The sequence below is a fragment of the Cerasibacillus quisquiliarum genome (assembly GCF_014202495.1).
GTDB classification, from domain to species: Bacteria; Bacillota; Bacilli; order Bacillales; family Amphibacillaceae; genus Cerasibacillus; species Cerasibacillus quisquiliarum.
In genome coordinates, this window is the sequence record NZ_JACHHA010000005.1 from 86,791 (window position 1) to 106,652 (window position 19,862).

Annotated in this window: 24 protein-coding genes and 1 other annotated feature; of the genes, 10 read left to right on the plus strand and 14 right to left on the minus strand. The window is 33.4% G+C overall.

All coding sequences use genetic code 11. From position 1 onward, the window contains the following. Positions 1-114: 114 nt before the first annotated feature. The gene (locus tag HNQ35_RS07565; RefSeq protein ID WP_146936130.1) at positions 115-309 is read left to right on the plus strand and encodes a hypothetical protein; all 195 of its coding nucleotides are present in this window, start codon (positions 115-117) and stop codon (positions 307-309) included. A 204-nt stretch (positions 310-513) separates the two neighbouring features. Continuing rightward, on the plus strand, positions 514-1,527 hold the full coding sequence (locus tag HNQ35_RS07570) for a hypothetical protein (protein ID WP_146936132.1): 1,014 nt from the start codon (positions 514-516) through the stop codon (positions 1,525-1,527). Between the two features lie 55 nt (positions 1,528-1,582). On the opposite strand, the gene mecA is transcribed toward HNQ35_RS07570, so the two are convergent. The 3 genes from mecA to HNQ35_RS07585 form a co-directional block, all read right to left on the minus strand. After that, positions 1,583-2,263, minus strand: a complete 681-nt coding sequence (gene mecA / locus HNQ35_RS07575; protein ID WP_146936134.1) for an adaptor protein MecA — start codon at positions 2,261-2,263, stop codon at positions 1,583-1,585. A gap of 315 nt (positions 2,264-2,578) precedes the next feature. Continuing rightward, complete coding sequence (gene spxA / locus HNQ35_RS07580) at positions 2,579-2,974, minus strand: transcriptional regulator SpxA (RefSeq protein WP_146936136.1); 396 nt, start codon at positions 2,972-2,974, stop codon at positions 2,579-2,581. A 254-nt stretch (positions 2,975-3,228) separates the two neighbouring features. Then, positions 3,229-4,434, minus strand: coding sequence for a putative glycoside hydrolase (locus tag HNQ35_RS07585; protein ID WP_146936138.1), 1,206 nt, complete (start codon positions 4,432-4,434; stop codon positions 3,229-3,231). A 139-nt stretch (positions 4,435-4,573) separates the two neighbouring features. Continuing rightward, positions 4,574-4,747 (plus strand) — a binding site (T-box leader). A gap of 71 nt (positions 4,748-4,818) precedes the next feature. Here HNQ35_RS07585 and trpS point away from each other — a divergent pair. Together trpS and HNQ35_RS07595 are read left to right on the plus strand one after the other, a co-directional pair. Further along, entirely contained in the window at positions 4,819-5,808 is a 990-nt protein-coding gene (trpS, locus tag HNQ35_RS07590; RefSeq protein WP_146936140.1) for a tryptophan--tRNA ligase, read from the plus strand. Between the two features lie 222 nt (positions 5,809-6,030). Beyond that, positions 6,031-6,276 (plus strand): hypothetical protein, encoded by a 246-nt coding sequence (locus HNQ35_RS07595; protein ID WP_146936142.1) that lies wholly within the window; start codon positions 6,031-6,033, stop codon positions 6,274-6,276. Positions 6,277-6,476: 200 nt separating this feature from the next. On the opposite strand, the gene HNQ35_RS07600 is transcribed toward HNQ35_RS07595, so the two are convergent. Both HNQ35_RS07600 and HNQ35_RS07605 read right to left on the minus strand, forming a co-directional pair. Continuing rightward, complete coding sequence (locus HNQ35_RS07600) at positions 6,477-6,911, minus strand: hypothetical protein (protein WP_146936144.1); 435 nt, start codon at positions 6,909-6,911, stop codon at positions 6,477-6,479. 150 nt (positions 6,912-7,061) lie between these two features. After that, the gene (locus tag HNQ35_RS07605) at positions 7,062-7,328 is read right to left on the minus strand and encodes a hypothetical protein (RefSeq protein ID WP_146936146.1); all 267 of its coding nucleotides are present in this window, start codon (positions 7,326-7,328) and stop codon (positions 7,062-7,064) included. Positions 7,329-8,209: 881 nt separating this feature from the next. Between HNQ35_RS07605 and HNQ35_RS07610 the strand changes: the two genes are divergently transcribed. The 5 genes from HNQ35_RS07610 to HNQ35_RS07630 all read left to right on the plus strand — a co-directional run bounded on the left by HNQ35_RS07610 (position 8,210) and on the right by HNQ35_RS07630 (position 11,604). Beyond that, a complete protein-coding gene (locus tag HNQ35_RS07610) occupies positions 8,210-8,695 on the plus strand; it encodes a sigma-70 family RNA polymerase sigma factor (RefSeq protein WP_146936147.1) in 486 nt (161 codons plus the stop codon). A gap of 4 nt (positions 8,696-8,699) precedes the next feature. Then, positions 8,700-9,755 carry an anti-sigma factor gene (locus HNQ35_RS07615; protein ID WP_146936149.1) on the plus strand — a complete coding sequence of 352 codons (1,056 nt, stop codon included), beginning with the start codon at positions 8,700-8,702 and terminating at the stop codon, positions 9,753-9,755. Next, positions 9,740-10,033 carry a hypothetical protein gene (locus tag HNQ35_RS07620; protein ID WP_146936151.1) on the plus strand — a complete coding sequence of 98 codons (294 nt, stop codon included), beginning with the start codon at positions 9,740-9,742 and terminating at the stop codon, positions 10,031-10,033. The genes HNQ35_RS07615 and HNQ35_RS07620 overlap by 16 nt, the downstream gene beginning before the upstream one ends. An 88-nt stretch (positions 10,034-10,121) precedes the next feature. Continuing rightward, on the plus strand, positions 10,122-10,916 hold the full coding sequence (locus HNQ35_RS07625) for a phospholipase A2 family protein (RefSeq protein WP_146936153.1): 795 nt from the start codon (positions 10,122-10,124) through the stop codon (positions 10,914-10,916). A gap of 307 nt (positions 10,917-11,223) precedes the next feature. Continuing rightward, positions 11,224-11,604, plus strand: coding sequence for a hypothetical protein (locus HNQ35_RS07630; protein WP_146936155.1), 381 nt, complete (start codon positions 11,224-11,226; stop codon positions 11,602-11,604). Positions 11,605-12,614: 1,010 nt separating this feature from the next. On the opposite strand, the gene HNQ35_RS07635 is transcribed toward HNQ35_RS07630, so the two are convergent. The 8 genes from HNQ35_RS07635 to HNQ35_RS07670 all read right to left on the minus strand — a co-directional run bounded on the left by HNQ35_RS07635 (position 12,615) and on the right by HNQ35_RS07670 (position 18,798). Further along, the gene (locus HNQ35_RS07635) at positions 12,615-13,136 is read right to left on the minus strand and encodes a topoisomerase C-terminal repeat-containing protein (RefSeq protein ID WP_146936157.1); all 522 of its coding nucleotides are present in this window, start codon (positions 13,134-13,136) and stop codon (positions 12,615-12,617) included. 462 nt (positions 13,137-13,598) lie between these two features. Then, positions 13,599-13,925 carry a hypothetical protein gene (locus HNQ35_RS07640; RefSeq protein ID WP_146936160.1) on the minus strand — a complete coding sequence of 109 codons (327 nt, stop codon included), beginning with the start codon at positions 13,923-13,925 and terminating at the stop codon, positions 13,599-13,601. Positions 13,926-14,010: 85 nt separating this feature from the next. Continuing rightward, entirely contained in the window at positions 14,011-14,769 is a 759-nt protein-coding gene (locus tag HNQ35_RS07645) for a DUF3603 family protein (RefSeq protein WP_146936162.1), read from the minus strand. Between the two features lie 91 nt (positions 14,770-14,860). Further along, the gene (locus tag HNQ35_RS07650) at positions 14,861-15,073 is read right to left on the minus strand and encodes a YuzI family membrane protein (RefSeq protein WP_146936164.1); all 213 of its coding nucleotides are present in this window, start codon (positions 15,071-15,073) and stop codon (positions 14,861-14,863) included. Between the two features lie 105 nt (positions 15,074-15,178). Beyond that, complete coding sequence (fabF, locus tag HNQ35_RS07655) at positions 15,179-16,417, minus strand: beta-ketoacyl-ACP synthase II (protein WP_146936166.1); 1,239 nt, start codon at positions 16,415-16,417, stop codon at positions 15,179-15,181. A gap of 39 nt (positions 16,418-16,456) precedes the next feature. Next, positions 16,457-17,395: a beta-ketoacyl-ACP synthase III gene (locus HNQ35_RS07660; RefSeq protein ID WP_146936168.1), complete on the minus strand. Its 939-nt coding sequence runs from the start codon at positions 17,393-17,395 to the stop codon at positions 16,457-16,459. A 117-nt stretch (positions 17,396-17,512) separates the two neighbouring features. Beyond that, on the minus strand, positions 17,513-18,469 hold the full coding sequence (locus HNQ35_RS07665) for a BMP family ABC transporter substrate-binding protein (RefSeq protein ID WP_146936170.1): 957 nt from the start codon (positions 18,467-18,469) through the stop codon (positions 17,513-17,515). Between the two features lie 35 nt (positions 18,470-18,504). After that, positions 18,505-18,798, minus strand: coding sequence for a hypothetical protein (locus tag HNQ35_RS07670; protein ID WP_146936172.1), 294 nt, complete (start codon positions 18,796-18,798; stop codon positions 18,505-18,507). Positions 18,799-19,245: 447 nt separating this feature from the next. Here HNQ35_RS07670 and HNQ35_RS07675 point away from each other — a divergent pair, with 447 nt between their 5' ends. Continuing rightward, complete coding sequence (locus tag HNQ35_RS07675) at positions 19,246-19,425, plus strand: DUF2929 family protein (RefSeq protein WP_146936174.1); 180 nt, start codon at positions 19,246-19,248, stop codon at positions 19,423-19,425. Positions 19,426-19,487: 62 nt separating this feature from the next. On the opposite strand, the gene HNQ35_RS07680 is transcribed toward HNQ35_RS07675, so the two are convergent. Continuing rightward, positions 19,488-19,811 carry a hypothetical protein gene (locus HNQ35_RS07680; protein WP_146936176.1) on the minus strand — a complete coding sequence of 108 codons (324 nt, stop codon included), beginning with the start codon at positions 19,809-19,811 and terminating at the stop codon, positions 19,488-19,490. Between the last annotated feature and the right edge of the window lie 51 nt (positions 19,812-19,862).

Sequence of the window (19,862 nt, forward strand, 5' to 3'; positions counted from 1 at the left end):
CCATTTTAAAAAATATGTCGAAATAAGTCGAATGAATTTTCTGTATTTTAATTGAATAATGTACATTATAGTGGTAAAGTTGTATTTGTAAAATAAATAATGAAGGGAAAAGTAGTGAAAGTATTTGTAAGGTTAATTATTTTATTTATGCTTTTTATCCCAACTATGGTATCAGCCGAAGACTATGATTATTCAACTGGAGCTTTAGAAGAGGACGATGTTTCAGAACAAGAAGTATTAGAGGCTCAATTAGAAGAGCAAAAAGCTGATAAAGAAATTGAAACTTTTTTAGGAATAAAAAAATCCTAAGGTTCAAATCTCGGATAAAAGTGAAATTCAAGAGGTGAATGAGTTTTTTGGCAATCATGTAATAGATGAAAATAGTGCCCAATTATCCAGATTACCAGATGGTGAGTGGTATTCTATTTAGATGGCAGCTAGATTTATTGATGAATCAATCGCATGCATAACCTGAAAAAATAACACTCGCATCTTAAAAGGGGGACACATGATTTGAATCGCTATTTTCTAATTTCTGTTAGTATGTTCTTTTTATGTATCTTAGGATCCTGTACTAAAAAACAAGAAAACATTGTACTAGAACTTTCAGGTTATAACGGTCATTCACGGATAGATATCAATCATCATTCTCTTTTTATTCCTACTGCAACAAAAGACGAAGATTTTAATAATAAAATAATAGAAGTAAATCTGGATAACAAAACTGAAACCGTATTTTATGAATCAAAGGCACCCTATCTCGCTATCAATGATCTAATGGTTAATGATCATTATATGACATGGGTAGAGTCTGAAATATCTGGTTTAATGGCTAGAGTTATTCTTCTAGACCGAGAAACAAATGAAACAAAAATATTATATGAAGCAGAGCCAGATGATTTAGAATTAGTCGCTCCTTTTTTAAAAGACAATATCGTCGCTTGGATTCAAAGAGATCATGACAATGATGATGCCCGTGTTGTCATCTATGATATTGACAAAGATAACTATGAAACGATTGGTAAAGTATATGAGCATTCCTTTTATAATAATTGGGTTTATATTGATGGTGATTCTATTTACTGGTCCGATATCATAAATGATGAAAATTATTTTGTCTCTTATAATATGAAGACAGGTGAAACCCAAAGTTATCAATCTAAACAAGGGACACCTGGGTATATAGAAGTTGGTGGAGATTATTATTATGCTCTTGAATTCAGAGACCACCGAGATTGGACAACAAATCAATTAACCTTTACCAATGTAAAAAATGATGAACATATTGTGATTAGTGATACATGGATAAGTGAATTTCGTTCATTCGGAGAAGATGTATTCTATATTGACAGTGAACATGAAAACATTTTCAAATATAATATCCATTCAAAGGAGCAAATAAAGATAGAAACCGCCTTAAGTCAAGTAGATGCCATAACAGCGTCGAGTGATAAACAATATTTAATAATAGGTTATGCTGATTCTGAAAATAGAAAGATTCACTTAGAAATCATTCGTATACAATAAAAAAGCAAGCGCTACTCAATGATTTGCGCTTGCTTTTCTACTCTAATTTCATATCTCATGCAGAAAAATAATAACGTACATTTTCAAAGACGTTTTCTGAGAAGATTGGTTTTCCATATTCTTCAAGAACATGGACAGTAATATCTGCTTCAGTTGTAAATTCTAAAATACGACTGATCAAATCCTCTTTACGCTCATCGTCTATCCATTCATCTAACAACTCAATATACATGTAGTAATGTCCTTTATAAGCATATAATTTATTCATGATAGGATCTGTCACATCACTTACATAGTGACTAAGCTGAATCACGTCCTCAAAATCTTTGAACCTAGTAACCATTGAGAAGTGACCTTCCTCTAATTCTGCCTCTTCTTGTTCAACTTGTGCTTTATTTAATTTTTCTTCTAAGAGCTGTTCAACCTGGTTAGGTTCAAGAACGTCTTCTACATTTTTAAGCCCTTCAATAGAAATTAGATTTTCATTATTTTTTGCCATATTCGCTTTTGTCACAATGATTTCTAAACCTTTATCCATTGCTTGCACTTGAATCCATAACGGTCCTTCGACATCAAACTCTTCTTGATCATTAATTTCCTCCATCATTTGCCAAAAGAGTTGTTCACTCCGTTCGCGATTATACCAAATCTCTTCTCGCTTAAAGCCACGATCTTCTATATCTTGATATGTCACAAAAAATTTAATTGTATGATCATTAATTCTCTCGATATCCATGTTTCTCTCTCCCTTCTAGCTATTATTTTAAGGGGAACACCATTTAATTTTCTCTTGCGGTGACCACTTCTATGATGGGATACCCCATATATTTAAAATCACTCATCTGTTACTATATATCTATTGTATGAAACATCATCCGTTTTGAAAATTCAAATGCCTAGAATGAATGCTTAAATTAGTATTTTACCTTGTTCTTTCATACTTGTCACTCTTATCGCCTTTTTATTGACTAATTTCCTGAAAATGAATATAGTATAATAAAAGCGAAGACCCGATTGTAAGTGATCTCCGCTTATATTGAACATTTCTCATTTAATTAACCATGCGTTGTGCTTCACGTAGCTGGAAGGTGCGAACCGTTCTTGGTAAGAAACGGCGTATTTCATCTTCATTGTATCCGACTTGGAGACGTTTTTCGTCTAATATAATTGGGCGTCTCAATAATCCTGGATTTTTTTGAATCAATGTAAATAATTCATTTAACGGCAGCGTGTCAATATCCACATCTAACTGTTGAAACACTTTAGAGCGAGTGGAGATTATTTCGTCTGTTCCGTCTTCAGTCATTCGCAATATTCCTTTTATTTCTTCGAGCGTTAACGGCTCTGAAAAAATATTACGTTCTTTAAATGGAATGTCGTGCTCCTCTAGCCATGCTTTTGCTTTTCTGCAAGATGTACAGCTCGGTGAGGTATAAAGTGTTACCATATAATACGTCACTCCTCATATAGTATCTATATTTATCATACATAAACAAATAGCTTATTAAATAATAATAAGTTTAAATAACCCTATGTATAAGTATACTATAAATGTCAAGTAAAAGGTAGGGGGTTTTAAAAGAAAACCATAATTTATTTTTCTTTTTATAATAACTTCACATATTTGTAACATTCCCAAATAATTTTAAATCTAAACCTCTATGATTAAAAAAAATCCAAAGATCTCTTTCTTTCTTGTTATTACTCCACTAAATAATTCACATCTTTTGTATACGTATTAGCAGCATTCCATAATAAAAACTCATCAATCCCATTTTCTTTCAATGCTTTTATTTGGGCTTCAACTTCATTTTTTCCATAATAAAATGGTTTTGTACCATTATACAACCATGTCGCACTAAAATCTTGGATCCACGGTCTAGATGTAGGTGGGTTTTTAAGTTTTCCAAGCACTTTATTTTCCACTTTGGCATATTCTGAAACTAGTCGATACGGTTCTTTATCTGGAACTGGAATTCCAAAAAAGTTATTCCCCCAATGGCTTGGATAAATCATTGAAGAAATGACATCCACATGTTCTGATATTTTTGAGAAATTTTGTCCAATTCCAGGTGTCTCAACAATTGTCGCTGCATAACCAAAAATATCTACAGAAACATCAACATCATAATAGGCGAGTTCTTTTTTTGCATATTGGACAAAATCTGTTACAGCATCGACGCGACGTTCTATAGAATCTTTACTTGAATGCTTATAATCTCCCAAGCTATACTTTAATAATTCATCACGCGTTTCAAATCCTTCTGGAAAACGTACATAATCGAATTGAATTTCTTTAAAGCCCATTTCTGCTGCAAGTTTAGCAATTTCAACATTGTACTTCCAGACTTCTTTTTCGAATGGATTAACAAAAGCTTCGCCTCTATTGTTTACCCATACTTTCTCACCGTCAACAAATGATAGTTCAGGGCGTTTTTTAGCTAAGTATGTATCTTTAAACACCACGATGCGGGCAATCGGATATATTTGTTTTTCTTCAAGTGTTTTCATTAATCGGTGTGGATCTTTTATATCATTTGATCCTATATCAGTAAAGGGTGAATCTTTTTCTGGTGTAAATGTTAAATAACCGAAATCATCTTTAATATCAATAACCATCGCATTGAGATCAGTGCTATCAACGAAATTTAATAAGCTTTGAAATTGATCACCACCAACTGATGGACCTGTGACATATATCCCCCTAACTGCATCTGGATATTCAAAATCATATGCTGATGAAAATGTATATCGTTTAAAACGTTGCTCTGGATCAAGTAATTTAATCTCCGTTTGTTTTTTCGTATGGAAAGATACTTTTAATTCATCTTTCGCATGAATAACTAGCGGCATAAATAAAACGACAGTTAATACGATGCTCATGAAGATATTTTTTCTTTTTTTCATAACATCCCCTACCTTGAAATAATCTATTTATCTATTATATCGAAAGATTTATAAACTGTGAATCCTACATAAGTATGAAAAACGTAATGTTTTTCTTGCTTTTCATTAAATTAAAGGATATAATAAGGCAAAATGTATAAGTATAGCTATGAAGAAGATATAGTACAATTGCCCACTGGATTGTAGAGAGCTTGTGGCTGGTGTGAACAAGTACCATGGCAATTCGGAAATGGGACTTTGGAGCTATTTTTTTAATGAAGATCTTACAACGTAAGATAAATAAGGGTGGCACCGCGGTTCATTCGTCCCTTCTTAATAAGAAGACGAATGAGCTTTTTTTGTTATCTTAATTTATTGTATTAAAATGAAATGGAGTGATGTCGGATGAAAACCATTTTTTCAGGTATTCAACCAAGTGGTACGTTAACATTAGGAAATTATTTAGGAGCATTAAGACAATTTACTGAACTCCAAGATGATCATGAATGTTATTTCTGTATCGTTGATGAACACGCAATCACCGTGCCACAAGACCGTTTAGAACTTCGCAAAAATATTCGTTCACTTGCTGCATTGTATCTAGCATCAGGTATTGATCCAGAAAAATCAACCTTATTCATTCAATCTGAAGTACCAGCACATGCCCAATTAGGTTGGATGATGCAATCGATTAGTTACATAGGGGAATTAGAGCGAATGACACAATTTAAAGATAAATCTGAAGGGAAATCTGCTGTTTCCGCAGCATTATTTACGTATCCCGCCCTAATGGCGGCTGATATTTTACTTTATAACACCGATATTGTACCTGTCGGTGATGACCAAAAACAACACTTAGAATTAACACGAGATTTAGCACAGCGTTTTAACAATCGATATAATGATATTTTCACTATTCCAGAAGTACGTATTCCTAAAGTAGGCGCTCGTATTATGTCATTAAAAGATCCATTAAAGAAAATGAGTAAATCTGATGAAAATAAAAAGGGGTTCATTTCAATGTTAGATGAACCGAAACAAATCATAAAAAAAATAAAAAGCGCTGTTACTGATTCAGAAGGTATCATTAAATACGATAAAGAGAATAAACCTGGCGTATCAAATTTATTAACAATTTATTCAAGTTGTACAGGAGAATCAATCGAATCACTAGAAAAGAAATATGAAGGGAAAGGCTATGGTGACTTTAAGCAAGATGTCGCTGAAGCAGTTGTCAATCTACTTGAGCCAATTCAAAATAGGTACTATGAATTGATCGAATCAAAAGAGCTTGACACTATCCTTGATGAAGGTGCTGAAAAAGCATCCTTTAAAGCGAATAAAATGTTACAAAAAGCTAAAAAAGCCATGGGATTAGGCAGGGTAAAAAAATGAGTTAGAGCAATCATTATTTGATGCTGAAAGGTACATATATAACACTGATTTAGCAAACGATTATCTTCCCTTTCCAGATTCAGAAATCCTCTATAAAGAAGTCAAAGAAACACAGTACTTGATTCTCTTTACGCACGAAAAGGTAATGAACTTCTTTTCGGTTCGAAAGAGCTTGGATTTAATGCGCTATTATCACTGTCTAATTCTGAAGATGGTATCTCAGTGGCAAATACGGGAGTTCACGACTATCACTATCTTGGTGGAATAATTACTGATAATGAGATTAAAGAAGTGGAGATCATTCAAAATGCTAATGTACATCATGAGGCTAACATTTTTAAAGTGGATGAGGAAACTTATGGTTGGTATAGCATTATAGAGGAAGGTCGATTGCCAGATAAAGATGATGAATTTATTATTAAAGCGCTAAATCAAAACGATGAAGTTTTATGGCAACATTCTATGTAATATAGTTTAATAAACATTATGTTGTTGTAAATACAATACTTGAGTAAATAAATAGGGCTAAAGCGAATATCTCGTAACAGCTTTTAATCCCTTTTTTGTAAACACATGGGTTCCAATAATTAATCAATAAGCAAAGAAAAAGAAGCTATACATTTTAATAGCTTCTTTTTCATATATCTAACCATATGTCCTCTAAGATATTACTTAACAAGTTCTACAAATATACCAGATTCAAGATTTTGTTCTTCACCATCAATGAATACTACATATCCGGTTAATTTATATTCTTTTTCATCCTTAAACACAGTTTCTTTTACTTCTAATTCAATAATAGATGTATTAGCTTCTTCCGTATTATAGAAAGTAACTCCATCTGCAACAGGAGTCTTGCTATTCTCAGCGGCTAAATTTACAATGTTGAAATCACTTACAGATACTTCTTTACCATCCTTATAAGTAAATTCAGTAACATCAGTTTCGTTATCAGCTAATTGTCTTTCAACAACTTCTGTAATATCCTGCTCTAAGTTTGTACTATTCAATGTGTTTTTGCCATTTTTAAGCTGATTATACAATTCTTTTAACGTGTCACGTTCAAAATCACTTGATTCTTCTCCTGTAGTAAGACTAGACAATGATACACAGTGATAGGCTGTAGATTTAGGTGTCCAAGAAGATCCGCCGTTCTTAAAAGTAAAGCGTGCATCTGATTCTTCAATTGGAAGCCTATTAGCAGACTTATCACTTACATTTCCTCTATTACTGTGTGTAATACCACCCGCATCCTAAATACCTCCAGTAAAGACACTTCTAACATCCCATTTAACTCCTATTGTACCTATAGCTCTATTAGCATTACCTTGATAATGAGCTTGAGTATTCATTCCGCAACGAGTATCAGTATAGGTTAAATAGTGCGAATAGGATACGTATGTACCGCCAACTTCTCTACCTCCTGATCGAAAGTCAGATGCTAATGCATTGATCGTAAAGCTTGAGAAAACCAGTAAAAATCCTAAAGCCAACGCCGTAAACTTCTTGATACCTTTCACTTCCAACACCCTTTCTGAATTTTTTGAGTGACATATATTTTCTTATGTTAAAAAATGGAATATGTCATCTCTCAACCCAATGTTAACAAAACATAAATGATTTGCAATATTTTATATAGAACGTATAGTCTATTAAATATGCTAATTTAACGATTATTTTGGCATGAATTAGATATATTATGGAAAATTTTATATGAAATTTAGATTAGTGAAAGGTTAGCACCATATATCAGGTGTGAATTTCCCAATACTTAATATTACATTTTTATAGATTTATTAAATGTTTGAAACAGGGGCTAACCTTACATTTCGTGTTTGCATTGCAAAAAATGTAAGAATAGATGGCTATGTTGTAGAAAGTGTAGACTGTAATTTCACCTAATAGCAATGTTTGTACATTAAACAATAGTTAACCCTATTTTTCACTATGCTGCATGTATTTTTCCAATAATATTTTTCAAATAAGCAAAAGAAAAAGTGTAGGACAACACCTACACTTTTTTTCATTTTCTACACCTTCAGCACTTCTAATACTCGAAGAAAGCGCAATAGTTGGAACACATTAGCTGCAAGAACAGTATCTAAACTCTTCTCTGCCATCTAAATAGCGATAAAATGTACCCCAACACCCTTCATTTCCATAAGCACAACAACTGCGTCTTTTATCACAATAAATAAGCGCTGGACCATCCCGTGTAATTACAGAATTCTTTTTTTCTGACAATGTAAACCCTCCTTTGAAGTGATGTGTTTCAATATTATAAAGAGGTGCTGATGGTAAATTAAACAATCATATTTTGGAGAAATGATAAAATAAGTAAAAAAAAGTGAAACAATTCTTAGCCGGTTTACGTGGTTAAGGTAGAGGGGGGAGAAGATGGTTGAATATAGAAGAAGTTTTCGAAGATTATCTGGATGACATTTATCGATATTTATTTTCGCTGTGTAAAGATCATCATCTTGTAGAGGATTTATTACAAGAGACTTTTTATCGGGCGTTTATAAATATTAATGATCTAAATGTTAACAACGTTAAGCCATGGTTATTTAAAGTATCCCATAATTTATTGATAGATTATTTCCGTAAAAACAAAAGAAATATTTTGATTGATGAGGAACAACTTCAAATGATGGAATCTGGAACTAATATAGAAGAAAACATCCTAAAAGATGAGATGATAAAAATTATATTAAAGGTTATTAATGGACTTCCACTAAAACAAAAAACCGCAATTTTGTTATGTGATTTTCACGAATTAAGTTACGAGGAATGTGCGGAAGTAATGGGTATTTCTTTAGCAAGTTTTAAATCTTCTCTTCACAGAGGAAGAAGAAAAGTTAGACGGTTAAAAAATAGTGAGGTGTAAATTAATGGATAAAGAGCAGTTTAATGATTTACTAAACAAGTACAAACAAAATAAACTTTCTAAGGAAGAAGAAATTTTGTTTGAAAAAGAACTTGATAAATATGAATCTTACCAGGACTTTCTCGACGGTGAATCGGAAAAAGATTATAAAAAAACTATCTCAAATCCCCCTAGTAAGCATATGAAGTCACTTAATAAAGGTAAAAGAAAGGCTATTATATCAAATGCGTTGATGACAATCGCAATAGCATTAATGATTTTACCTATGTGTACAATATTTTCATTTGTATATTATGGCTATGGTATAGCCGATAGTCGCGGAAACAACTTTATTCAAGTTGCAGCAGATACTATTTCAATCACAGAGCCAAACGCAACAGTTGATTTTCAAAATATCAGAACCAATGTAGGGCTATTTTCAATGGAGGGCGACTTTGATATCTACAAGCAAATTGGAAATAACCAAAAACATCTTAGAACAGATAATTTAACATTATTCTTAAATAAAGTGGATCAGCCAGAACGACTGAAAGATTTTAATGCACAGAAATTTTCACACCCTGAGAATCCCTCTCTTTCAACAACTAATGATGTAAACCAACAATTACAAAATTTACCTGATGGAACGGTTTCAGAGGTTTTTGTATCGCTCGATGCATTTTATAGTGAGGAAGAAATTAAAAATATATTTAGCGATATTGAGTTAGATATTCTCTGGTATGCCGTAAATACTGGAATAGTCGATGATACCAAATATACGGCTATTGGATACCCTGCCCAGGACGGTGATATTAATTCTTCTTTTAACAATAAAGAGGAAAACAGCAAACAATTTATCCAGGTATTAAACAGATTAAATAAATACCAAGATTGGGCAGAAACAATTACCCAGAATAGATCTCTAAATATTAACGAAGTCACTAAGTTTATAGATGAAAATGGCATCGAAATATATGGCGTTGTAGTAACTGGACCAACAAAAGAGCTTTTAAAATTAAATGAGATACCTGAAGTAACGAATCAAAATTTAGGAGGTGTTGAATTATGGAATTGGCGATAAAGGGTAATAAATTTTCACGATTACTTTCTCTGTTTAGTTTCGGGTTAGGGCTTATCAATCTTTTAAGCCTGAATATAGCTATCTCGATTCAAAGAAATATCTTCCCTTCTTATTATTTATATATAGTAATTTTAGGGGTTATATCTGGTGTAATCGCACTCTTTCTTAAAACAAATAGCAAGGGTTTTACAATTTTAGGATTATTGATGAATCTATTAACTGGCCTAACAATTATATGTATAATTGTATTTTCTTTTTCAATTAATCCATCTCCTTAAAAAGATAATCTTTATTTTTTATCTACTTGTTTTTAGACTGTTAACTCCTCTTTATATAATGAACCACAAAATATAAGGAGGTTGTTTTATGTTTGGAAATGGTAGACATTTAACACAGGAGGAAGTTGTTAAGCTAGAGATTATGGAAAAAGAGGCAGTGGATAAAATTAAAGCGTATGCTAGTAATTTTATTCAAGAAGTATCAAACCTGCCTACAGAGGAACAGGCCTTTATCTACGACATGTATCACCCAGCTTTTAAGGAGAACGTTAGGTACAAAGGATTTATTGGTATTGGTACTACCCATTATCAAAAATACGGGGATGATTTGCTAGTTGAATTTAATGAAATAAGTATCCCTGAGAAAGATAAAACAGTTAAAACCATCCATGGTTACTTTAATTTTAGAGTAGCGGATAAGGTTCTTTCACAAAAAGTTGAGATTGTTAAAAACGGAGATTTAGTTGTAAATGACACTTCGGTAGCGGAAACAGATTCTTTTTATATTCCTTCAGGTGATTTTCCAAATGATCCTGACTATACTCCAGGGGAAATTTCAAATGACGGTCTGATTACACCTCAATGGGGAGCACTATGTGTAAATGCATGCTGTAAGTTTAGAAAATATGGTAATCCATTTGGCACATTGGTAACTTATAGACACTGTGGTTCAAATTGCGGAACTATCGGTGACTATGGTGGCGGTACTCCAGTAAACGCACTAGATCGCTGTTGTGCATCACACGATGCTTGCTGGGCCAACTTCGGTTCGTGGGATTGTGACTGTGATCGTAACTTAGTGAATTGTGCAAGAAACACAAGTAATGCAGGTTCAAGTAGGGTTGCAAACTTCTTTGCCGGTGTTGTTGCAGCTAACTGCTAATATTTGTAATTTCATCTCTAAGAGTACTAGATAATGTTGTCTAGTACTCTTCTAAATCTCATATGTATGAACGAATGAAAAAGTAATAGCCACAGAGAATTAATACTCTCCCTGTGGCTATTGGTAATTACTAATATTTTATTTTAATAATTCCCATATACTGGGGCAATCATCATACCTAATCGTAGAATATTTTTCTATTATTTTCATGTTAATTTCTTGCTCAAGGTCTTCTCTATCTTGATGTTCCGTGTTTTTTAGACTTTTCTTAATCTTTGGATGAAAACTATCCAAGGAGGGATTTATAATGATTAAAGCAAAACAATTGAGAACTTATGTAAACAGAGCTTATAAACTGATGAAGCAAGTCTACATTGAACAAGGATACTTTGCATCAGGAAGTATTGGTATGGAAGAAATTTATTCAATTCATGCAGACAAAGAGAAAGCCGAAATTATCGTAGATGAGCTGCTTGATTCTGGATTAGTTCAAATCAGAAAAGAATGCCATGCACTTGCATTCGAATTAGTAGCGGAAGAAAGACTTCATTTGATTAGAGAACATAATTTAATTGAAGAATGGCAGCACGCTTCACTATTTGCAGTGATGGAAGATCATGGAGAAGTATTTTCTGTTCTGCGTGAAGTAAAAGAGCGGAATAAAAAATTACATACAATAGCTAGTTAAAGGGGCTTTGTAAATTGTAAATTGAAAGACATCAAAAATAAAACATATCTAGTTAGAATGAGCGAAGCACAATATAATGCTTTTATAAAAGTTGCTGCTAGTAGAGATGAAAATCGTTCAGAGCTTTTAAGATTGTGGATTGATAATTACATTAATCAATATAAAAACTGTAACTGTGAAGGAGAAATTTAACTTAAAAAATTTCATACAACACCATAAATGGCCACTTCTTTGTATATGAAGCATCATCAAACGAACCTATTGCAACTCACCTCTCGAAGGAATTAGATAATGAAGATTGGTATAAAGAAATACTGGATTTGTTTTATGAGACTGTGGCTACTTAATCGATACAAAAAATCATTTTAGCTCTAAAAAACACACCATTAGATTTGGTGTGTTTTTTACATTTAACATATTTATGAAAACAGCATAATTACACTTCCATACAATTGTCTTATAAAAATAACGATTACTAAACTCACTGTCTGACAGATCCAAAACATTGCTTTCTTGTCTTTTTCTCGTTCAAAGTTAAAGGCTTGAACTGTTAGTCTGTTTGGATAAATGAACAACAAGGATAGTAATATTACAAATAATAAGTTGGCCAGCATTAATAATAGAAACTGATTAATACCTAATGGCTCCAACAAATGAAACACATAATATGGTATTGTATTAGGCAATAAAAAATAATTCCAGGTAAATACAAACAATAAAAGCAAGTAAAAAAAGAAATTTTCCACTATATGTACTCTAAATAACATACGAAAAAACATCATGCCTTCTCTGCCCACCTCCCTTCTCTTCATCTAAAAAATCGTTGAATATATTTCTCCAGATTAATAAATAAAAATTTTAGTAACTCTGTAATCCCTTTGATTATAGTCTGTAGCAAGAATATTACCCACTGTTTTAATGCATACATAAAAACTGCTCCTTGGTTACAACCTCATTGATTTAAAATTTATTTTTAACGTTAAAGGTAGACAATTTATACCAACCAATCTTTATCTCTTATTCATAGGACGCTTAATTCTCTCGGGAAAAGCTAAATTTAATTCATTTTTATCCTCATTCCAAACAATATAAGCAGAATAGTGTTTATTCTTTGGTTTAGAAAAAAACTCGAGTAATGGTGTTGTTCGCTTTTCTAGAATACTATGTGCATGTTCTAATTCGATATTTCTACCAAACTGAGTTTTCCATATCTTAAAATCACACTTTGTTTCATCTTTACATGCATATAGCTTGCCTTTATCGATAACTGGTCTGTCACATAGTAAACAAACCCCTATTGGTTCAGTTGAAGTAATTTCGTGTACTTTTTCTTTAATTAAGCTGGATAAATCGATAGAAGAAAAATCCCATTCACTATGTACCTTCATTACTTCATTAATCGTATGAACAACTCTCTTTCGAATCCCTTGAATGAATCGATGATAGGTTGCATGATCCTTTATCTCTTCATTGAGGTGTTTCTGCATATTTCCAGTAGATACAGGAGAAGTAAACAAGTTAATATTCTCCATGGAAACAGAACCTTTTCTGGATTTACAAAACGCGTATCATTTGAAATGTCTTTAAGTGGAGCGGGTAATAGGGCCTGATATTCCTCTAATGAAGCAAGGTTACTCAAAACAGTAGGGAATGTCTCTGCTTCTCCCTTTCCTACATATTCGATATTTGTTCTTGGATAACTAACATAACCAGCAAGGTACTTCTTTTAACCCCTCCACCAAGTCGAATGTATAAGAGAACAGGTTTTACCACGATTGATAAAACGATAGATATACCAGAAAATAGGAATAAACGGTTACTCCATCTACTATAAGCAGGATGACTGATCAACTTATTAAATATACGGAACAGCAAGCCGATTAATATCATACCCAATGCAACAAATAGAATGGCAGAGGATAAGAATGAAATAATGCTGTTCAAGTAACCATCTACATTAATGATATCATTTTCCCCTAATATAAATATACCAACTATTCTAAAAAAAAAATTAGCGGAATAGTTATCAAACCCCACGTTGCACTCTTTAATGTCGTACCCACCTTAGTAATTAAAGCGTAAGCCAGTCGAATAAGAAAATAAATAAACAATGCAGTAAAGATAGCAGGTATTATGTTTGCCCAAATATAAGTGTTTTCGTCGATAGTCATTGCAAGATTATTTGCAGCATCCCCTAAACTTTCTTCGCCTTGAAACATTGTCTTTCCCATTTCAATCCGGTCCAAATCAACCATAGCCATAGATGAAAAAGGAGAGATAAAACTGAAAACAATTAATAGAAGCATTATTTTTTTTCGCATAATACGTCTCCTCAATGCTCTTTAGTTGCAAGGGCAAAGTACTGATCAACTAATTCCATTTTATACTTAACGTTTATCTTCCCATTCACATTTTTTGATTTCTTTTTGACGTTTGTCGAACATCTTCTACTTCCCATAACTTTTCAAGAAACGGATGCCCTTTTATTAATTTCTTACATAATTCCTCATGTGCTTTACTCCAACCTAGCTGAACACCTTGATACAATTGGTTCCAAACTTCAGTTTCGTCCATATAACGTATTTCTGAGTACTGCTTTGGGTCCCATTCAGTTAACCAATAACGTAATTCATCTAAATGAGCTGATGTACGTAGCTGATCTAAAGCCATCATTAATAATTGTTTAAGTTGTCTTTCTCTTCTTGTTAATCCGATAATAAGTTTTGGCGACATGGACAACAGATGATACTCCTTTTTATGCTGCTCAAAATGAAAACGCCTTTTCTTTAAATCCTTTATGATATCGTAAATATGTCGCTCTTGTCTTGGAATTAATCGACTCTTTCGAATAGGTATTTGATAACCAATCGTATCAAAAGCAATGATATCATTTCCATCTGTTATAACACATGCATAATCAATAACTTTCCTTTCCATACCACGTCTCATATAAGCTTGACGATAGATCTTATCTAAAAGAGCTTTTGGGATATCTTGCATATCATTTTCAATATATTGATAGAGAGATTCTTCTATGTATAAGAGTGGTATTTGATCTAATAATTCTATTTTGTCTTGCCGCCTCCACTCATGAAAATAAGGTACATTATAACCATTCTTCTCCCCTTCAAACCAATTTACCCATACATCATGTAATAATTGCATATCACTACCCTCACTTTTTAATACTTAAGTCTGTTCATCTTTGGTAAAGCCTGCCTGTCCTACCATTAAGTATGACCCAACAGTAAAGATTTTATTCGATGTCATGAGGAATACTTTTAAGTGATATTGCCATGATAAAAATGCCCAAAGGTAAGAAATAACATTCTATTCGTCGACTTATAAACTCAAGATATTCGATCCAAGATACCCCTGCAGGTAGGAAATTAAAGTAAGCTATAATAGATACCCCACCAATAATAGCTAGTCCAAAACCGATTAAAAAAGAGAAGATACGTCCGACCACTATAAATCCCCCATACTTGTCCACTTTATGTTATCTTATGCTTTTGTTCCTCTCTTATTCTGAAATAAAAAAGGTCGACCGAAAACAGTCAACCTTTAACAAAAATTATTCATATTTTTTAAAAACAAGTGATACATTATGCCCACCAAAGCCAAGTGAATTACTCATAACAACGTTTACATTCTGTTTTATCGCCTCATTAGGAACATAATCTAGATCACATTCCGGATCAGGTGTTTCATAGTTTATTGTTGGTGGTATCATTTGCTCTTGCAATGCTTTAACAGAAATGACTGCCTCTATTCCACCCGCTGCTCCAAGCAAGTGACCAGTCATGGATTTTGTTGATGAAATCTTAAGTCTGTATGCATGATCACCGAAAACTGTTTTAATCGCTTCTGTTTCATACTTATCATTTAAATCAGTGCTTGTTCCATGTGCATTGATATAATCAACATCTTCCGGTTTTAACCCCGCAACTTCTAAAGCTTGTTTCATAGCTCGAACTGCACCTTCACCATTTTCAGCAGGAGCAGTAATATGGTATGCGTCACCTGTAGAACCATATCCAATGATTTCCGCATAAATTGGTGCTTGTCGCTTTAATGCCGATTCTAATGTTTCTAATACTAAAATTCCAGCCCCTTCTCCCATAACAAATCCATCACGATTTTTATCAAATGGACGACTAGCACGCTTAGGGTCGTCACTAAAGGACAACGCACGCATTGATGAAAATCCAGCAAAAGCCATATTCGTAATTGGTGATTCTGTTCCACCAGTAATCATATAATCAACATCACCACGTTGAATCGCTCGGAAAGCATCTCCTATTGAATTCGCTCCCGAAGCACAGGCTGTTACGGTACACGAATTAATGCCTTTTGCACCGAGTTGAATAGATACTTGTCCAGCAGCCATATCTGGAATCATCATAGGAACGAAAAACGGACTGACACGCCGATAACCTTTTTCTTTAAATTTCATAAATTGCTCTTCATATGTTTGCATGCCACCGATTCCTGAACCAATCCATACACCAACTCGTGTTGCATTTGTTTTATCAATCGTAAGCTTTGCATCTTCTACAGCCATTTTGCTTGCTGCAACAGCATATTGAGTAAAAGCATCCATCCGTCTTGCTTCTCTTTTATCAATAAAGTCTTTTGGCTCAAATTCTTTAACCTCTGCTGCCACTTTAGCGGGAAAGTCATCTTTGTTAACCCGAGTAACAAAATCAATTCCTGATTTTCCTTGAATTAAATTTTCCCACATTGTCTGTACATCATTTCCAACTGGTGTTACCGCCCCTAATCCTGTTACAACGACTCTTCTATCTTTCATGTTCATCCTCCTATAATCAATAACTATATGAATAATAGGTTATTTACCCCAACGTAATGCAACTGCTCCCCATGTAAGACCACCACCGAAACCAACGAGAACGATAAGATCATCTTCTCTAATTTTACCTGAATGAACACTTTCAGATAAAGCGATCGGTATGGAAGCTGAAGAATTATTTCCATATTTGTGAATGACTTTAGCCATTTTTTCTTCCGGAATTCCTAAACGTTCTCGTGCTGCATTCATAATACGTATATTAGCTTGATGAGGAATTAAATAATCAACATCTTCTTTTTTTAAATCAATTTGCTCGATCACGTTAACTGATGATTGTGGCATTTGACGAACGGCAAATTTAAATACTTCTCTCCCATTCATAGAAATATAACGGTTATCATTTTGGTATAAATGTTTCGTACCTGAACCGTCAGCACCTAATTCAAAAGATAATATCCCTTTACCATCGGATACTTTCCCCAAAACGACTGCACCTGCGCCATCACCAAATAAAACGCATGTATTTCGATCTGTCCAATCTGTTATTTTCGATAGTTTTTCAACGCCTATAACGAGTATATGTTGATAGGCACCCGTCTCAATAAACTGTTTGCCAGTAATCATAGCATACATAAACCCTGCACAAGCAGCACTTAAATCCATTGCAGCAGCCTTTTTTGCACCGAGACGTTCTTGAAGCATACATGCAACTGAAGGAAATGGTGTATCTGGTGTGACAGTTGCAACTAAAATCAAATCAATATCACTAGCCTTAATCTGTGCATCTTCTAATGCTTTTTCCGCTGCTAAAAAAGCCATATCTGATGTATCCATATCATCTTCAGCAATTCTTCTTTCTTCAATTCCGGTTCGTGTACGGATCCATTCGTCGGTTGTATCGACTATTTGTTCTAGCTGTTTGTTCGTTAACACTTTATCTGGAACAAAATGGCCTACACCTAATACGCCTACACCCATTTAGACATCTCCTTATTAGTATAAATTAATATCTATCATTATGACTTGGTACTAATTTTAAGCGATAGAAGGTAATTATTCAAGAATTAACTACCCATCTATTTTAAAAAACTCTGTTTAATACGGAAGTAAACCCGATTCATGATAGTCCTCTAAAATGCGGTTAATTTTATTCTTAACATATGCAGGTACGAATGGACTATATTCACTTAAAGACACAATATCTTGTTCATGTTTAAATGTATAAACAGTACCTTTTAAATTATCTTTTGCCTTTTGTTCAGCTGCATAAAGATAAAGACGGTCGATATTTAATAATGTACTCGATAATACATATTCTTGTCCGATGTCTGACTGATCCATCATATAACCAATTGTATACAGCCCGTCTTCACTTGCCTCTTTGATTAATTGAGTGCTAAACACATCATTTGCTGGATAAATGACATCTACATGATCTTCAATAAGAGAATAGTAATGTTCACGTATTTTGTCCTTATTAGTCATTTCTTGAATAAACTCAACACGAACATTACATCCTGGATTCGCATGCTTAACCCCTTCATAAAATCCTTCAATTTCTGGTTGCCACTCATATGCTGCAAATATTGCTACCTCATTCGTTTCTGTCATTTCACCAGCTATTAGTCCTGCAAAGAAACCAAGAGCATGAACATTAACATTCAAGCTTGTTACATTATCGCTCGTATAACCACCGTTAAAATAAACAAAATGAATATCAGGATAATAATTCGCTATATCAACAAAGTATTTCCCATATTGGCTACTATGCCCAAATAATAAGTTGACCCCTTTTTTCGCAAAATCATCCACTGCTTGTAAAACATCTTCTTCTGTTTCAATATTTTCTTCATAGTATATTTCTACATCTGTATACTTATCTTTAATATGTTGAATGCCTTTATATCCAAGAGCATTCCAACCATATTCGGTCATCTCTCCTTCAGTAATTAATCCTACTTTATATAGTTCTCCACGTTCTGAACTACTACAGCTAGACAATAAGATTAAAATTAAGATTATAACGAAGAGTATACTTAATGACTTTTTCACCTTTTGCACTCCTTTATTTGTCGAGCTGCTCCACTTTACAATATATAGTAAAAGCGGTCAAAGCGCTGGAAATGTTTTTTTAATCGATCTACAAATAATGTCTTAGGTCTATTGTCACGAATAAACAAGTAATTTTCAAGGTTTTTAGTTCTATTATTTGCCATTTTTTGCGACATGACATTTATTTTCGAAGGTAAATCACTTTTATTCAATAAAGATATAAACAGTGGTAGGAAATCATTAATATCAATGGCTCTTTTTTTAAACAAATCTGAGTTATAACGTATATAACGACTTTCGATGTAAACACCTGAATCATCAAGTGGCATCCACTCACCAACTAAAAAATGAACAAATATTTGTGTCGTTTTCGTGCTCTGTTTTATTTCAATAAGATGTGTTAATGGATGTGACGTTTTTGTTACGATAACTTTTGTCTGATTCCATCCATTATCAACCGATTCGACACGAATAAATGAAGCGTTTCGTCCTAAAAAGTCAGAAAGGAATTGTTCTTTCTCCCCATACTTCTTACTAAATCCCTTTACTTTAAAACCTTCTTCTATTAGTCGATTAACAAGATGAAAGCCAATCCAATGAAAACAGTTTAATACTAAAATTGGTTACACAACCTTTCTATAACACTATATTATCTTGTTTTAAACAAATGCTTTCATTTTATGATTTGTTTTGTTAAAATGTATAAAGAAAACAAGTTCATATCCAATGAGTGTCATTCATTTGGATGTTAGCTATTACGTGAACGAGGTGTTAACATGCGTTTTATAATGACAATTATATGGGCTCTATTAATCGGTGGCGTCTTATCTTATGTGCTAACAAGTATGGCCGGTGAACCGTTTAATTTAAATCAGTCCATCATACTTTCGTCCATTATTGCTGTTCTTATCTTTATTTTGAGTGGTGTACTTAAAGACTCCAGTCAAGAGCAATAAGAATGCACATGTATCTTGCATGGGAAACCCTTGCCTAGGCAAGGGTTTCCTTTATGTTATCGCTAATACCAAGGTAGTAAAGCAAGAGTTGTTAGAGCAGCAAGTGGAATAACTAGTCTTCTAAAACGTCTACCAGGATAGCCATAACCTGGGTAACCATAATATGGATGATCAAAACCTCCATATGGACCGACATAAGGGGGTGAATAAATATTTCTTATTTGATCCCTTTCATATGGTTCAATAGGTACGGCGAAATATACATTTTCATCATCCAAACCTGTCATGATGCCATCAAATGTCATACCGTCTTTTGTCTCTACTAAGACATATGCATGTAGATGCTGTTTACATAAATCATAGATTGACTGATTATTCTTATCCATTTTCCTCCTCCTCAACATAGCCTATTCAATAGCCTATAAACGGGTGACAGG

Coding starts and splice junctions, on each gene's coding strand:
- mecA (WP_146936134.1), bottom strand. CDS start 2,263: ATGGATATCGAGAGAATTAATGATCATACAATTAAATTTTTTGTGACA.
- spxA (WP_146936136.1), bottom strand. CDS start 2,974: ATGGTAACACTTTATACCTCACCGAGCTGTACATCTTGCAGAAAAGCA.
- HNQ35_RS07585 (WP_146936138.1), bottom strand. CDS start 4,434: ATGAAAAAAAGAAAAAATATCTTCATGAGCATCGTATTAACTGTCGTT.
- trpS (WP_146936140.1), top strand. CDS start 4,819: ATGAAAACCATTTTTTCAGGTATTCAACCAAGTGGTACGTTAACATTA.
- HNQ35_RS07615 (WP_146936149.1), top strand. CDS start 8,700: ATGGATAAAGAGCAGTTTAATGATTTACTAAACAAGTACAAACAAAAT.
- HNQ35_RS07620 (WP_146936151.1), top strand. CDS start 9,740: ATGGAATTGGCGATAAAGGGTAATAAATTTTCACGATTACTTTCTCTG.
- HNQ35_RS07625 (WP_146936153.1), top strand. CDS start 10,122: ATGTTTGGAAATGGTAGACATTTAACACAGGAGGAAGTTGTTAAGCTA.
- HNQ35_RS07630 (WP_146936155.1), top strand. CDS start 11,224: ATGATTAAAGCAAAACAATTGAGAACTTATGTAAACAGAGCTTATAAA.
- HNQ35_RS07635 (WP_146936157.1), bottom strand. CDS start 13,136: ATGGAGAATATTAACTTGTTTACTTCTCCTGTATCTACTGGAAATATG.
- HNQ35_RS07640 (WP_146936160.1), bottom strand. CDS start 13,925: ATGCGAAAAAAAATAATGCTTCTATTAATTGTTTTCAGTTTTATCTCT.
- HNQ35_RS07645 (WP_146936162.1), bottom strand. CDS start 14,769: ATGCAATTATTACATGATGTATGGGTAAATTGGTTTGAAGGGGAGAAG.
- fabF (WP_146936166.1), bottom strand. CDS start 16,417: ATGAAAGATAGAAGAGTCGTTGTAACAGGATTAGGGGCGGTAACACCA.
- HNQ35_RS07660 (WP_146936168.1), bottom strand. CDS start 17,395: ATGGGTGTAGGCGTATTAGGTGTAGGCCATTTTGTTCCAGATAAAGTG.
- HNQ35_RS07670 (WP_146936172.1), bottom strand. CDS start 18,798: ATGCCACTTGATGATTCAGGTGTTTACATCGAAAGTCGTTATATACGT.
- HNQ35_RS07675 (WP_146936174.1), top strand. CDS start 19,246: ATGCGTTTTATAATGACAATTATATGGGCTCTATTAATCGGTGGCGTC.
- HNQ35_RS07680 (WP_146936176.1), bottom strand. CDS start 19,811: ATGGATAAGAATAATCAGTCAATCTATGATTTATGTAAACAGCATCTA.